We start from the raw sequence: 13,196 nt of genomic DNA, 5'->3' as shown, positions 1-13,196 counted from the left end.
TCTCTCCTTCAGGCTCGGCGCGGATTGAAGTCAGGGTAGGCGTCGCGCAAGGCGGCCCAGGCGGCTTTTTGCGGCTCGGTCACGGCGCTGGGCACCGCCACTTGCAGCTCCAGATACAGATCGCCCGGCGCAGTGGCTGACGGGATGCCCCGGCCTTTGAGGCGCAGTTTGCGCCCGTGGCCGCTGCCTTCGGGCACGGTGACGGCGATGGCCTTGCCGTCGGGCGTGGTGATTTCGATGCTGCCGCCCAGCGCCGCTTCCCACGGGGCCACGCGCACTTTCAGCGTGACGTCGCGGCCTTGCACTTGCCAGCGTTCATCGGGGCGCAGGCGCACTTCCAGAAACAGGTCGCCCGCTTCGCCGCCGCCCAGGCCCGGGTGGCCTTGCCCGGACAGGCGGATGAGCTGGCCTTCTTTCACGCCTTGCGGAATCTTCACGCGCAGCGTGCGGTCAGCGGCTTCAAGTTCGCCTTTTTCGTTCACGCGGCTGCCGCGCAGGGTGATGTGGCGTTCGGCGCCGTGGTAGGCGTCGGCCAGGTCCAGCTCGATGCGGGCGTGTTCGTCGCGCCCTTTTTGCGGGCCGGATGCACGGGCAGCCCGCGCCTGGCGCGCCTGGCCGAACATCTGCTCGAAAAAGTCGCTGAACTGGCCTGCGTCTTCACCGGTGTAGCCTGAAAAATCGCCTGTGAAGTGGTGAAAGCCGCCCGCGCCGCCTTCCGCGCCGAAACCTGAACCAAAGCCCGCGTTCCAGCCGGGCGGCGGGCGCACGTCGTCGCCGGAGCGCGCGCCTGCGGCCCAGGCTTGCGCGCCCACGCTGTCATAAATCTTGCGTTTTTCGGCATCGCCGAGCACGGTGTTGGCCTCGTTTACTTCGGCCATGCGGGCGGCGGCGTCTGGCTCTTTGCTCACGTCGGGGTGGTATTTGCGGGCCAGGCGGCGGTAGGCTTTTTTGATGTCGTCCTGGCTGGCGCTTTTGTCCACGCCCAGGATCTGGTAGTAGTCCTTGAATTGCATGGCTTTCTACATGGAGTTGGGAAAAGGGGTTTCAACGCGAAAGGCCCTGCGGGAAAACGGGCCTGATTGTCGTGTGCGCGGCAAGCCCCGCCTGCCCGTGAGACCCGCGCCTGGATTCAGCATCAAATGGGCCGTTTGCGCCCGTGCAGACTGGACTTGCAGCTATGGTTTCAATAGTGGGCGGAAGGCGCTTCAGCGCCGCATCAGCACGGCCAGCAAGGCGGCGGAAAGAATCATGGCGCCGCCTGCCAGCGTGCCCGTGGCAAGGGCAGCGGCGCCCAGCGCCACGGACGAGACGCTGGCGAACACCACTTCAGCCAGCATGATGAGCGAGGCCGTTTGCGCGGGCAGGTGCGCCGTGCCGTATTGCAGGGCCATGTTGCCCGTGAGCAGCGCCGCCGTCAGGCCCAGCGCCCAGGGCAGCCAGCCGACCCAGTTGGCCAGGGCAGGCGGCGCGGCCAGATGGGCGGCCTGCGCGGCCAGCGCCACGCCAGCGGAGACGATGGCGCTGCCCAGAAACATGGCGAAGGTGCGCGCCGTGGCGGGCGTGCCGCGCCAGCGGCGCAGCAGCACGCCTGTCAAGGCAAAGGAAAAGCCCCCGGCGATGGCCAGCCAGTCCGCCTGGCTTTCGGGCCAGGGCCAGGCCACGCCGGGTTTTTTGAGCACCAGCGTCACGCCCGCCAGCGCCAGCGCCAGGCGCAGCAGCGCGCCCGCCGTGGGGCGCTCGCCCAGCAGCGCCCAGGCCAGCAGGATGGACCAGGCGGGCATCAGATAAAAAAGCAGCACCACGCGCATCACGTCGCCCACGGTGACGGCCCAGTTGAAGCAAATGTTGGTCAGCCCCGCCGCAAGGGCCAGCGCGGCCAGCTTGGGATGGCGCGCCAGCTCGCCCAGCACGCGCGGCCGCCACGCCAAAAACAGCGCCACGCCGCACACATACACGAACACGGTGCTCCACAAGGGGTGCGAGCCGTGCTCGCGCAAGGCGCGAAAGGGCAGCCAGGAAGTGCCCCAGATGAAGGCGTTGAACAGCAGCACCAGCGCGGGCAGCGCGGCATTGGCGGGCCGCGCCACTGGCGCCGGGGCGGACTTCATTGCCCCTGGCCCCCGTGGCTGCTGTGGCGGTCGCTGCGGGCCGCTTGCAGCAGGCGCTGCACTTCACTGCCGTGGCAGCGCAGGTTGCGCGCATGCCAGAGCCAGATGCCCAGCATGACCGCCGCCACCAGGCCGCCAAACAGCCCCAGCGCCAAAAAGACGGACATGTCCGCCCCCATCGCCAGGCTGTATAGCCCGCCCAGGCCGAGGATGCACGCCTGCTCGTTGAAGTTCTGCACGGCGATGGAGCGGCCCGCGCCCATCAGGTTGTGGCCGCGATGCTGGAGCAGCGCATTCATGGGCACCACGATGTAGCCGCCCAGCGCGCCCAGCGCGATCAGAAACGGCACGGCCACCCACAGGTGGCGCACGAACACCATCGCCCCCACCAGCAGCCCCATGACGATGCCCAGGGGAATCACGCCCGGCGCCTTGTCCAGCCGCACGCGCACGGAAGCGAGCACCGCTCCGGCTGCCGTGCCCAGCGCCACCACGCCCACCAGGCTGGCCGCCTGCGTTGTGCCGTAGGCCAGCGCCGCGCCCGCCCAGGCCAGCACGATGTAGCGCATGTTGCCCGACACGCCCCAAAACAGCGTGGTGGACGCCAGCGACACCTGCCCCAGCCTGTCGCGCCACAGCAGCGCGTTGCAGCGCCAGAAATCGGGCAACAGCGCCAGCGCGTTGCGCGGCATGGGGTGCATCTGCACGCCTGTTTTCGGAATGTGCAGGTTGAACCAGGCCGCCAGCATGTACACCAGCGTCAGCGCGGCAATGGCGGCGTGCGGCGCGCTGCCCAGGCCCAGCGTTTGCGCGGTGGGCATTTGCAGCAGCCACTGCGAAACCGCCGGCCCCACCAGCTGCCCGCCCAGCAGCACGCCCAGGATGATGGAGCAGATCGTCAGCCCCTCGATCCAGCCGTTGGCCCGCACCAGCTGCGAAGGCGGCAGCAGCTCGGTCAGGATGCCGTACTTGGCGGGCGAGTAGGCCGCCGCGCCCAGCCCCACCACGGCGTAAGACAGCAGCGGGTGGCTGCCAAACAGCATCATCAGGCAGCCCGCAATCTTGATGGCGTTGCTGATGAACATGACGCGCCCCTTGGGCTGCGAATCGGCGAACGCGCCCACCCACGGCGCCAGCGCCACGTAAAACAGCGCAAACATCGGCACCAGCGCCGCGCCCTGCCATCCGGGCGCGCCATCGGCCTTGAGCAGCTCCACCGCCGCGACAAACAGCGCGTTATCGGCCAGCGAGCTGCAAAACTGCGCCGCCATGATGGTGTAAAAGCCCCGCTTCATGAAGCTGCGTGCGCGGGGCGCGCCTGTCGTTGTGTCAAGGGAACCGCCTGTTTGCGTGGGAAAAAAATGCGGCGGGTTATATCACGCGCCCCCTGCGCGCCAGCCCGTGGGAAAGACGGCAAAAAAGCGGCTGAAAAACGGAGCGCGGCCCTCATTCGTCCTTCATTCGCCCTTGGCGGCCTGCGTCAGCGCGGCGGTGTTGTGACGCATCATGTCCACGTAAGTGGCGGCGGGGCCATCTGCGGGCGAGAGGGCGTCCGAATACAGCGCGCCAGCGGGGCGGATGCCGGTTTCGCGCGCAATCTGCTCCAGCAGGCGCGGGCTGGCCAGCTGCTCGACGAACAAGGCGCGGATTTTTTCGGCCCTGATCTGGCGGATGAGGCGGGCCACGTCCTGCGCGGAAGGCTCGCTGTCGGTGCTGACGCCCTGCGGCGCGAGAAACTGCACGCCGTAGGCGCGCGCGTAGTAGCCAAAGGCGTCGTGCGAGGTGATGACCTTGCGCCGCGCGGGCGGCACGCCCTGCCAGGCGGCGCGGATGCCGGCGTCCAGCCGCGTGAGTTCGTCCAGGTATTTCGCGGCGTTGTCGCGCCAGACGGGGCAGTTGGCGGGGCGGGCGGCGCACAGGCCATCGGCAATGTTGCGCACGTAGCGCATGGCGTTGGGCACGCTCTGCCAGGCGTGGGGGTCTTGGCCGCCGTGGGCGTGATCGTGATGACCGTGGCCGTGCTCGTGATCATGGCCGTGCTCATGCTCGTGGCCGCCGCCCTCGCCGCCTTCTTCGCTGGCAATGGGTTCGATGCCCTGCGTGGCCACCACGAGCTCGCCCTTGTAGCCGGCGGCCTGCACCAGCCGGTCGATCCAGCCTTCAAAGCCCAGGCCATTGACGAACACCAGATCGGCGCGCCCCAGCGCGCGCGCGTCGGCGGGCGTGGGCTGGTAAACGTGCGCGTCGCCGCCAGCGGGCACGAGCGGCTGCACGCTCACCTGCGGGCCGCCCACCTGCCGCACCAAGTCGGCCAGGATGCTGAAGCTGGCAACCACGCGCAGCGGCGGCTCTTCCTGCCCGGCATGGGCGGGCGCGGCGGCCAGCAGCACGGCGGCGATCAGGGCGGAAGGCGCAAGGGGTTTCATGAGAGGAATTCCTTTGAAGCGTGAAAAGAAGCCAGAAATCATCAGAAAGAGGAGCAAATTCAGAGGGGTATAAAACGCAGTTGTCGCAATGAATACGGGGACTTCATGCTATTGGTTAAAGAGCGAATTGAAGGCTTTCAGAACCGCTCCCCCCGTCCGCGCCACAGGCCATGCCGCCCCAGCGCAAGGCTGGCGGCATACAGCGCCCCCAGGCACAGCACGATGACAGGGCTGGCGGGCCAATCCAGGTAATACGACAGCAGCAGCCCCGCCACGCTGGCGGCCAGCGCCATGCCGGCCGCCAGCGCCAGCAGGCCGCCCAGGCTGCGCGCCCACAAGCGGGCGCTGGCGGCCGGCAGCACCATGATGCCCACGGCCATGAGCGTGCCCAGCGCGTGAAAGCCCGCCACCAGGTTGAGCACCAGCAGCGCCAGAAAACCGTAATGCGCGGCGGCGCTCCAGCGCGGCGACACGCTGCGCAAAAAGCCGGGGTCCATGCACTCGGCGGCCAGCGGGCGCAGCAGCAGCGCCAGCGCCGCCAGGGTGAAGCCGGTGATGCCGCCAATGAGCCACAGCGCCGCGTCGTCGAGCGCCAGCACGGTGCCAAAGAGCACGTGCAGCAAATCCACATGGCTGCCGCGCGTGGAGACGATGAGCACGCCCAGCGCCAGCGAGAGCAGGTAGAAGGCGGCCATGCTCGCGTCTTCGCGCAGCACCGTGGAGCGCGCCACCACGCCCGAGGCCACGGCCACCAGCAGCCCGGCCAGCGCGCCGCCCGCCGTCATGGCCGGCAGCGACAGGCCCGCCAGCAGGTAGCCCACCGCTGCGCCGGGCAGGATGGCGTGCGCCATGGCGTCGCCCGTCAGGCTCATGCGGCGCAAAAGCAGGAACACGCCCACCGGCGCGCAGCCCAGCGACAGCGCCACGCACCCGGCCAGCGCCCGGCGCATGAAGCCGAATTCCAGAAACGGCCCGGCCAGCAGCGCCCACAGGCTGGCATCCGCAGCGGCTGGCGTCATGGCGCGGCCCCTTGGCAGGCCATGCCGGCTGGCTCGCCAGACCCATCGGGCATGCGCAGCCGCAGCAGGTTTTGCGGCGTGAGCACCGACTGCGTGGGGCCATAGGCCAGCACGCGCCCGGCCAGCAGCAAGGTTTGCGTGAAAGCCTGGCGCACCTGCGCCAGGTCATGCAGCACGGCCAGCACCGTTTTGCCCTGCGCCTGCCAGCCGCGCAGCAGGGCCAGCAAATCCTGGCATGTGCGCTCGTCCATCGCGGCGAAAGGCTCATCGAGCAGCAGCACCGGCGCGTCTTGCAGCAGCAGCCGCGCAAACAGCGCCCGCTGCATTTGCCCGCCTGAAAGCTCGTGCAGGCGGCGCTGCGCCAAATCGCCCAGCCCCACTTGCACCAGCGCCGCCTGGCAGCGCGCGCGCTGCGCCGCCGTCAGCTGCCCCAGCGCGCCCGTTTCGTGCCACAGCCCCAGCGCCGCCAGCTCCAGCACCGTGGCCGGAAAGCTGCGATCGAGCGTGCCTTGCTGCGGCATGTAGGCCACGCGCGCGCCAGCCAGCCCTTCCATGCGCCCGCGCAAGGGCGCAAGCAGCCCCGCCAGCGCCTTGATCAGCGTGGACTTGCCCGCGCCGTTCGGCCCCACCACCGCCAGCAGCGCCCCCGGCTCGATGGTCAGCGACACATCTTGCAGCGCCACGCGGCCTTCATAGCCCAGCGTCAGCTCATGCAGGGTGATGCGCGGCGTCATGCCTGTTGCCGTCATGGCCGGGTCACTGAACGGGCGAGACGGCCCAGGCCAGCAGCCCCCAAAGCCCCGCGCACGCCAGCAGCGCCCACAGCAGCCGCTGCGCGGCAGAAGCCAGCAGCAAGCTGGCGGCAGGCGTGGCAGGCAATGGATGAGGCAATGAATCCGGCGGGGGCGGGGCCGACGACGCGGCCTGGGCGGGAACAGGAGCGGGCATGAATCGTGGGCGCTTCGGGCCGCCGCGCCAGCGGCGCAGGCAGGCCGCTGCCAGCGGAAAAGAGGCGCGGATGATACCCGCGCCGTTATCGTGTAACCCGCGTATGGCCCGCAGGCGCCAAAGCGTGAGGGCCAAAAGCGCGGCCCCGGGCGGCCTGCCTGGGTGTTGCAAAAACAATAGCTGCCCGCGCTGATTCCATCAGGGCTTGCGGCTTATTGGGCCCGTTTCATGGCCTGTTTTTCGCCAGAATCGCCGCTATGCCCGCCTTCCGGCGTCAACAGTCCCAGAACCTGCAACCTTCTCGCGAACCTTCGCCTTGAAAACGCTGCCATGAAAGCTGCCGCCATCCAGACCGTTTCCACGCCGCGCGTGGAAGAAAACCTCGCCACTGCCGCCGCCTTGCTGGAGCAGGCCGCCCGCGCCGGGGCGGAGCTGGCCGTGCTGCCGGAGTATTTCTGCCTGTTTGGCCAAAGCGACGCCGACAAGCTGCTCATCGCCGAGCCGTTTGGCCAGGGGCCGCTGCAAGAGTGGCTGGCCAGCCAGGCGCGGCGGCTGGGGCTGTGGCTGGCGGGCGGCACCATCCCGCTGCGCGTGCGGGGCGAAGAAGACGCAGAAGCAGGCGCGGATGCGCGCGCGTTCAACGCCCTGCTGGTTTTCTCGCCCGAAGGCCGCTGCGCCGCGCGCTACGACAAGATGCACCTTTTCCGCTTCAACGACGGCCAGCGCGCCTACGACGAATCGCAAACGCTGAAAGCGGGCCTCAAGCCGGCGCTGTTCGATCTGCCCTCGCGCGACGGGCACACCTGGCGCGTGGGCCTGTCCGTCTGCTACGACCTGCGTTTTGCCGAGCTGTACCGCCACTACGCGGCGCAGGGCGCCGATCTGCTGCTGGCGCCCAGCGCCTTCACCTGGGTGACGGGGCAGGCGCACTGGCAAACGCTGCTGCGCGCGCGCGCCATCGAAAACCTGGCCTGCGTCATCGCGCCCGGCCAGGGCGGCACGCATGAAAACGGCCGCCGCACCTGGGGGCACAGCATGCTGATCAACGCCTGGGGGCAGGTACTGGCCATGCAGGCCGAAGGCGCGGGCGTGGCGCTGGCCGAGCTGGACGCCGCCCACACGGCGGCCTGCCGCGCCAGCCTGCCCGCCCTGGCGCACCGCGTGCTGTGAGCGACTTTGCCTTTCTCTCCACCCCCACGCGGGAGCTGCCCTGGCACAAGCGCGCGGCCCTCTCGCCGCGTGGCTGGGGGCTGTGGCTGCTGCTGATGACGCTGCTGGCGGCCCTGCTGGGCGCGCTGATCTGGCTGGCGCACGAGCACGGCCAGCAGCGCGCCCAGCGCGCGCTCGCCCGCGACGCCACAGACGCCGCCATCGAACTGGGGCGCGCCCTGTCGCACAACGCGCAAATCCTGCAAGGGCTGCATCTGTCGCAGGCCGATCCGGCGAGCTGGGCGCTGCACGCCCGCCCCTTGCTGCAAAGCCACCGCGAATGGCTCCAGCTGGACTGGCTGGACAGCCGCCTCAGGCCCGTGGCCAGCGAAACCAGCCCCTGGCACGCGCGCCTGGACCCGCCTGGCCGCAGCCTGGCCGCCGAAGCGCAAGCCGCCTGCGTGACGGCGGAGCGCCTGAACGGCCCCGCCTACGCGCCCAGCCTGTTCATGCCGCAGCACGACGGCGGCGCGGGCCACGAAGTCATGCCCCTGTGCGTGCCCGTCGATCGCGGCTACGTGGTGGCCGCCTACTCGCTCAGCGCCATGCTGGCGCACATGGTGGACACGGCCTACACGCGGCGCCACCAGGTGTCGCTCGCCGAGCCGGACGGCACGCGCCTGGCCGTGGCGGGCGTGGTGCGGCATGGCTCCCGGGCCATCTCGTTTCAGCGCGTGCTGGATCTGCCGGGCGCCACCCTGGTGCTGCGCATGGACAGCCGCCGCCCCGCCGCCAGCTTGCTGAGCAGCGAAATGACCGCCCTGCTGGCCGGTCTCGCCCTGGCGCTGCTGGCCGTGCTCACCCTGCTGGCCTATGACCACGCGCGCCGCCAGCGGGCCGAAAGCGCGCTGGCCGAGGCGCTGGCCGTGCGCAAGGCCATGGAAGACTCGCTCATGGTGGGCTTGCGCGCGCGCGATCAGCAAGGCCGCATCGTCTATGTGAATCCCGCCTTCTGCGAAATGGTGGACTGCGACGAAAGCGAACTGCTGGGCACCGGCATTCCCGCGCCCTACTGGCCGCCGGAGCTGGCCGCCGAATACGCGCAGCACCAGATTCAGTGGCTCTCGGGCCTGTGGCGCAAGACGGAAGAGGGCCAGCAAGCCATTTACCAGCGCAAGGACGGCACGCGCTTTCCCGTGCTCGTGTTCGACGCCCCGCTGGTCACGCACGACGGCCGCCATATCGGCTGGATGAGCGTGGTCATGGATGTCAGCGAGCAGCGCCGCATCGAGCAGATGACGCGCGACAGCCAGGAGCGCCTGCAAGCCACCGCCCGCCTGGCCGCCGCAGGCGAAATGGCCTCGCACCTCAGCCACGAGCTGAACCAGCCGCTGGCCGCCATCTCCAGCTACGCCACCGGCTCGCTCAACCTGCTGGAGCAGCTGCACGGCGGCCAGGACGCGGCCATCGTGGCCGATCTGCGCACCGCCCTCACCCGCATCGCCGGACAGGCCAATCGCGCCGGACAAGTCATCCACAGCGTGCACCTGGCCGTGCGGCGCGGCAGCGACCAGCGCGTGAACATCACCCCGCAGGCGCTGGTGCAAGCCATCCTGCCGCTGGTTCACCTGCACGCCGATCGCCAGAACGTGATGGTGGAAGTGGACGTGCCGCATGACCTGCCCCCCGTGTGGTGCGCCCAGGTGATGGTGGAGCAAGTGCTGCTCAACCTGGCGCGCAACGCCATCCAGGCCATGAGCGGCACCCCCCCGCCGCTGCGCAGCCTGCGCTTTTCGGCCCGCCTCGCGCTCTCGTGCGACAAAGTGATCTTCAGCGTGGCCGATCACGGCTGCGGCATCGCCCCCGGCGTGGCCCCGCGCCTGTACACGCCCTTTTTCACGACCAAGAGCGAAGGCATGGGCCTGGGCCTGCCGCTGTGCCGCACCGTGGTGGAGCAGCACGGCGGCACGCTCACGCACGAAGCCAACGAACCGCAGGGCACGGTGTTTTCATTCACCCTGCCAGTGGCTGTGGCCGGGCAGGCGGAGCCGTTTGAAGATGGAGCGATCAAAAAAATGGCCGATTTCCATTGAGCGGCAAGGCATTGCGCCGCCCAAAACCAGCGCCCAAAGGATGCGGGCATGAAAAAAGGGAGCGGCGGCGCTCCCTTTTTCATGCCCTCCGTTCCGCTTTCATGCGCAGGGTGTTATTTAGCTCCTCTATCCATAGCATGATGTCCTAGTGGAATCTGCGCAGGGCGGCATTTCAGCTGCCCATATTTGCTCCTGTTTCTGATGTGATTTGCGGGCTGTTTGCGTTCAGACGCTCAGGAGCCGACCGCTTCCGGCAGGGCGGCGGGCGCGCCGCCGGAAGAAGCCGGGGTGATGTCGAGCACGGCCTTGCCCTCGGCGTCCAGGTCCACCGTCAGGCGGCCGCCATTGACGAGGCGGCCAAAGAGCAGCTCGTCGGCCAGTGCCTTGCGGATGGTGTCCTGAATGAGGCGCTGCATGGGGCGCGCGCCCATGAGCGGGTCAAAGCCCTTTTTCGCCAGCGTCTGGCGCAGGTGGTCGGTGAAGGTGACTTCCACCTTCTTTTCGGCCAGCTGCTGCTCCAGCTGGAGCAGGAATTTGTCCACCACGCGCAAGATGACAGGCTCTGTCAGCGGCTTGAAGCTGACGATGGCGTCCAGCCGGTTGCGGAACTCGGGCGTGAACAGGCGCTTGATGTCGGCCATTTCGTCGCCCGCCTGGCGGGTGTTGGTAAAGCCGATGGCGGCTTTGTTCATGGTTTCGGCGCCCGCGTTGGTGGTCATGATGATGATGACGTTGCGGAAGTCGGTTTTGCGGCCGTTGTTGTCGGTCAGCGTGCCGTGGTCCATCACTTGCAGCAGCACGTTGAAGATGTCGGGGTGCGCTTTTTCGATTTCATCGAGCAGCAGCACGCAGTGCGGCTTTTTGGTGATGGCCTCGGTCAGCAGGCCGCCCTGGTCAAAGCCCACGTAGCCGGGAGGCGCGCCAATGAGGCGGCTGACGGCGTGGCGCTCCATGTATTCGCTCATGTCAAAGCGTTGCAGCTCCACGCCCATGATGTAGGCCAGCTGGCGGGCCGCTTCGGTTTTGCCCACGCCGGTGGGGCCGCTGAAAAGGAAGGCGCCGATGGGCTTGTCCGTCTTGCCCAGGCCCGAGCGCGAAACCTTGACGGCAGCAGCCAGCGCCTCCAGCGCGGCGTCTTGCCCGAAAACGACGGATTTGAGATCGCGCTCCAGCGTTTGCAGCTTGCTGCGGTCGTCATGGCTGACGCTGGCGGGCGGGATGCGGGCGATTTTGGCGACGATGGCCTCGATCTCGCTGCGGTCGATGGTTTGCTTGCGCTGCTCGGGCGCGCGGATGCGCTGGGCCGCGCCGGCTTCGTCGATGACGTCGATGGCCTTGTCGGGCAGGTGGCGGTCGGTGATGTGGCGCGCAGCCAGCTCCACGGCCGCTTGCAGGGCGGCGGGCGCGTAAACCACGCCGTGATGCGCCTCAAAGCGCGGGCGCAGGCCATTGAGAATTTCCACGGTTTCGGCTACGGAAGGCTCGGGCACTTCCACTTTCTGGAAGCGCCGCGAAAGCGCCGCGTCTTTTTCAAAAATGCCCCGGTATTCGGTGAAGGTGGTGGCGCCAATGCACTTGAGCTGCCCGCTGGAAAGAGCCGGCTTGAGCAGGTTGGAAGCGTCCAGCGTGCCGCCGGAAGCCGCGCCCGCGCCAATCAGCGTGTGGATTTCGTCAATGAAGAGGATGGCGTGGGGCTTGTCGCGCAGGCTCTTGAGCACGCCCTTGAGGCGCTGCTCGAAGTCGCCCCGGTATTTGGTGCCTGCCAGCAGCGCGCCCATGTCCAGCGCGTAAACGACGGAGCCGGCCAGCACTTCAGGCACTTTGCCTTCGGTGATGCGCCAGGCCAGCCCTTCGGCAATGGCGGTTTTGCCCACGCCTGCCTCGCCCACCAGCAGCGGGTTGTTTTTGCGGCGGCGGCAAAGAATCTGGATGGTGCGCTCCAGCTCGTGCTCGCGGCCAATGAGCGGGTCAATGCGCCCTTCGCGCGCCTGCTGGTTGAGATTGACGGTGTATTGCTCCAGCGGCGTTTGCTTTTCGTTTTTTTCAGCGGCGGCGCCGTCAGCGCCCGCAGCGGCTTCGCCGCTTTCGGCGTCGGCTTCGTCCTTGCGCACGCCGTGGGCGATGAAGTTCACCGCGTCCAGCCGCGTCACGCCCTGCTGGTGCAGGAAATAGACGGCGTGCGAGTCTTTCTCGCCAAAGATGGCCACCAGCACGTTGGCGCCCGTGACTTCCTGCTTGCCGCTGGCTGTGGACTGCACGTGCATGATGGCGCGCTGGATCACGCGCTGAAAGCCCAGCGTGGGCTGCGCGTCCACCTCGCCTTCGCCCGCCACTTGCGGGGTGTTGTCGGCGATGAAGCTTGAAAGAGAGGCGCGCAGCTCTTCCACATTGGCGGCGCAAGCCGTGAGCACTTCGGCGGCGCTGGGGTTGTCCAGCAGGGCCAGCAGCAGGTGCTCCACCGTGATGAATTCATGGCGCTGCTTGCGCGCCTCGACAAAAGCCATGTGCAGGCTGGCTTCCAGTTCCTTGGCAATCATGGTGTGTCCTTTCTTGCTGCGAGAGCAGCGGGTGTGTGCGAATGCAGACCGACATGGGGCCGCTGGCGGGCGCTTTCAACCAGACCCGGCAGGCTCGGCCACGCATTGCAAGGGGTGGCCTGCCTGGCGGGCCGCATCTTGCACCTGTGCGGCTTTGGTGGTGGCCACATCGCGCGAATACACGCCGCAGATGCCTTTGCCCTCGAAATGGATCTTTTGCATGATCTGCGTGGCCGTGGCCTGGTCTTTGCCGAAAAATTCCTGCAAAACCACAACCACAAACTCCATGGGCGTGTAGTCGTCATTGAGCATGACCACCTGATACATGGGCGGAGGCTGCACGCGCGAGGGCGCACGCTCCAGCACCACCCCGCCGCCTTCGTCATGCTGGGGGCCGGCAGGAGAATCAGGGGGACGGGAGGAGGGAAGCGAAGCCATGAGAAGTCATTCTATCGGCGCAGGGGCCGGGCGCGGCCTGCTCCAAATGATCGTAAAACCACGCCATGCAAGCCAGGCCAGAAAATTTTCAGAAAAAACACGTAATACACCGTATTCGCACTTGACATTAAAAAAATCAATCCCAAAATGGGGCCGTAAACGGCAGCAACCTCATCAAGAAAAGGAGTTTTCATATGTCTGACAATGTGTTGGGTGAGTCCGACGGCACCGTCAAATGGTTCAACAATCAAAAAGGCTTTGGCTTCATTGAGCCTGATGGCGGCGGCCCTGACGCCTTTGCCCACTTTTCAGCCATTGAAATGGAGGGTTTCAAAACGCTCAAGGAAGGCGAGCGCGTGAAATTCGCGCTGGAAAAAGGCCCCAAAGGCCTGCTGGCTTTGCGCATCCGCACGGCCCGCAGCAGCAACCCTGAAGTCGAAGCTGAAGCGGCCTGAAGCCAACAGGCCCTGAGCCTGGA

The 13,196-nt window shown here is 67.6% G+C and carries 13 protein-coding genes; 3 read left to right on the top strand and 10 right to left on the bottom strand.

All coding sequences use genetic code 11. The features are described from left to right. Window positions 1–8: 8 nt before the first annotated feature. The 7 genes from C1720_RS04950 to C1720_RS12820 form a co-directional block, all read right to left on the bottom strand. Window positions 9–1,013 carry a DnaJ C-terminal domain-containing protein gene (locus tag C1720_RS04950; protein ID WP_102283434.1) on the bottom strand — a complete coding sequence of 335 codons (1,005 nt, stop codon included), beginning with the start codon at window positions 1,011–1,013 and terminating at the stop codon, window positions 9–11. A gap of 192 nt (window positions 1,014–1,205) precedes the next feature. Then, entirely contained in the window at window positions 1,206–2,108 is a 903-nt protein-coding gene (locus C1720_RS04945; protein WP_199170956.1) for an EamA family transporter, read from the bottom strand. Continuing rightward, window positions 2,105–3,403, bottom strand: a complete 1,299-nt coding sequence (gene lplT / locus C1720_RS04940; protein ID WP_102283433.1) for a lysophospholipid transporter LplT — start codon at window positions 3,401–3,403, stop codon at window positions 2,105–2,107. The genes C1720_RS04945 and lplT overlap by 4 nt, the downstream gene beginning before the upstream one ends. Before the next feature lie 162 nt (window positions 3,404–3,565). Continuing rightward, window positions 3,566–4,534 carry a metal ABC transporter substrate-binding protein gene (locus C1720_RS04935; protein WP_102284511.1) on the bottom strand — a complete coding sequence of 323 codons (969 nt, stop codon included), beginning with the start codon at window positions 4,532–4,534 and terminating at the stop codon, window positions 3,566–3,568. A 137-nt stretch (window positions 4,535–4,671) separates the two neighbouring features. After that, entirely contained in the window at window positions 4,672–5,553 is an 882-nt protein-coding gene (locus C1720_RS04930) for a metal ABC transporter permease (protein WP_102283432.1), read from the bottom strand. Continuing rightward, window positions 5,550–6,302: a zinc ABC transporter ATP-binding protein AztA gene (gene aztA / locus C1720_RS04925; protein ID WP_102283431.1), complete on the bottom strand. Its 753-nt coding sequence runs from the start codon at window positions 6,300–6,302 to the stop codon at window positions 5,550–5,552. Before aztA ends, C1720_RS04930 begins: the two co-directional genes overlap by 4 nt. 7 nt (window positions 6,303–6,309) lie before the next feature. Next, entirely contained in the window at window positions 6,310–6,501 is a 192-nt protein-coding gene (locus tag C1720_RS12820) for a hypothetical protein (protein ID WP_146006868.1), read from the bottom strand. Between the two features lie 330 nt (window positions 6,502–6,831). On the opposite strand from C1720_RS12820, the gene C1720_RS04920 reads away from it, so the two are divergent. Together C1720_RS04920 and C1720_RS04915 are read left to right on the top strand one after the other, a co-directional pair. After that, the gene (locus tag C1720_RS04920) at window positions 6,832–7,671 is read left to right on the top strand and encodes a carbon-nitrogen hydrolase family protein (protein WP_102283430.1); all 840 of its coding nucleotides are present in this window, start codon (window positions 6,832–6,834) and stop codon (window positions 7,669–7,671) included. Continuing rightward, window positions 7,668–9,743, top strand: coding sequence for a sensor histidine kinase (locus C1720_RS04915; RefSeq protein WP_233199805.1), 2,076 nt, complete (start codon window positions 7,668–7,670; stop codon window positions 9,741–9,743). The genes C1720_RS04920 and C1720_RS04915 overlap by 4 nt, the downstream gene beginning before the upstream one ends. Window positions 9,744–9,976: 233 nt before the next feature. Here C1720_RS04915 and clpA read toward each other — a convergent pair whose 3' ends face one another. From clpA to C1720_RS13985, 3 genes are all read right to left on the bottom strand, one after another. Next, complete coding sequence (gene clpA, locus C1720_RS04910) at window positions 9,977–12,280, bottom strand: ATP-dependent Clp protease ATP-binding subunit ClpA (RefSeq protein WP_102283429.1); 2,304 nt, start codon at window positions 12,278–12,280, stop codon at window positions 9,977–9,979. 75 nt (window positions 12,281–12,355) lie between these two features. Beyond that, on the bottom strand, window positions 12,356–12,718 hold the full coding sequence (gene clpS / locus C1720_RS04905; RefSeq protein WP_050715314.1) for an ATP-dependent Clp protease adapter ClpS: 363 nt from the start codon (window positions 12,716–12,718) through the stop codon (window positions 12,356–12,358). Window positions 12,719–12,729: 11 nt separating this feature from the next. Beyond that, complete coding sequence (locus tag C1720_RS13985; protein WP_146006867.1) at window positions 12,730–12,912, bottom strand: hypothetical protein; 183 nt, start codon at window positions 12,910–12,912, stop codon at window positions 12,730–12,732. On the opposite strand from C1720_RS13985, the gene C1720_RS04900 reads away from it, so the two are divergent. Continuing rightward, window positions 12,913–13,173 carry a cold-shock protein gene (locus C1720_RS04900; protein ID WP_102283428.1) on the top strand — a complete coding sequence of 87 codons (261 nt, stop codon included), beginning with the start codon at window positions 12,913–12,915 and terminating at the stop codon, window positions 13,171–13,173. It begins immediately after the preceding gene. Window positions 13,174–13,196 lie beyond the last annotated feature (23 nt).

Origin of the sequence: Ottowia massiliensis, assembly GCF_900240305.1 — a bacterium.
Lineage (GTDB): Bacteria > Pseudomonadota > Gammaproteobacteria > Burkholderiales > Burkholderiaceae_C > Ottowia > Ottowia massiliensis.
The sequence above is the reverse complement of the archived record's forward strand: the minus strand, read 5'-3'. Positions and strand labels throughout refer to the sequence as shown.

Excerpts from the sequence above, each read along its gene's own strand:
- C1720_RS04950 (WP_102283434.1), bottom strand. The coding sequence starts at position 1,013 with ATGCAATTCAAGGACTACTACCAGATCCTGGGCGTGGACAAAAGCGCC.
- C1720_RS04945 (WP_199170956.1), bottom strand. The coding sequence starts at position 2,108 with ATGAAGTCCGCCCCGGCGCCAGTGGCGCGGCCCGCCAATGCCGCGCTG.
- lplT (WP_102283433.1), bottom strand. The coding sequence starts at position 3,403 with ATGAAGCGGGGCTTTTACACCATCATGGCGGCGCAGTTTTGCAGCTCG.
- C1720_RS04935 (WP_102284511.1), bottom strand. The coding sequence starts at position 4,534 with ATGAAACCCCTTGCGCCTTCCGCCCTGATCGCCGCCGTGCTGCTGGCC.
- C1720_RS04930 (WP_102283432.1), bottom strand. The coding sequence starts at position 5,553 with ATGACGCCAGCCGCTGCGGATGCCAGCCTGTGGGCGCTGCTGGCCGGG.
- aztA (WP_102283431.1), bottom strand. The coding sequence starts at position 6,302 with ATGACGGCAACAGGCATGACGCCGCGCATCACCCTGCATGAGCTGACG.
- C1720_RS12820 (WP_146006868.1), bottom strand. The coding sequence starts at position 6,501 with ATGCCCGCTCCTGTTCCCGCCCAGGCCGCGTCGTCGGCCCCGCCCCCG.
- C1720_RS04920 (WP_102283430.1), top strand. The coding sequence starts at position 6,832 with ATGAAAGCTGCCGCCATCCAGACCGTTTCCACGCCGCGCGTGGAAGAA.
- clpA (WP_102283429.1), bottom strand. The coding sequence starts at position 12,280 with ATGATTGCCAAGGAACTGGAAGCCAGCCTGCACATGGCTTTTGTCGAG.
- clpS (WP_050715314.1), bottom strand. The coding sequence starts at position 12,718 with ATGGCTTCGCTTCCCTCCTCCCGTCCCCCTGATTCTCCTGCCGGCCCC.
- C1720_RS13985 (WP_146006867.1), bottom strand. The coding sequence starts at position 12,912 with ATGAAAACTCCTTTTCTTGATGAGGTTGCTGCCGTTTACGGCCCCATT.
- C1720_RS04900 (WP_102283428.1), top strand. The coding sequence starts at position 12,913 with ATGTCTGACAATGTGTTGGGTGAGTCCGACGGCACCGTCAAATGGTTC.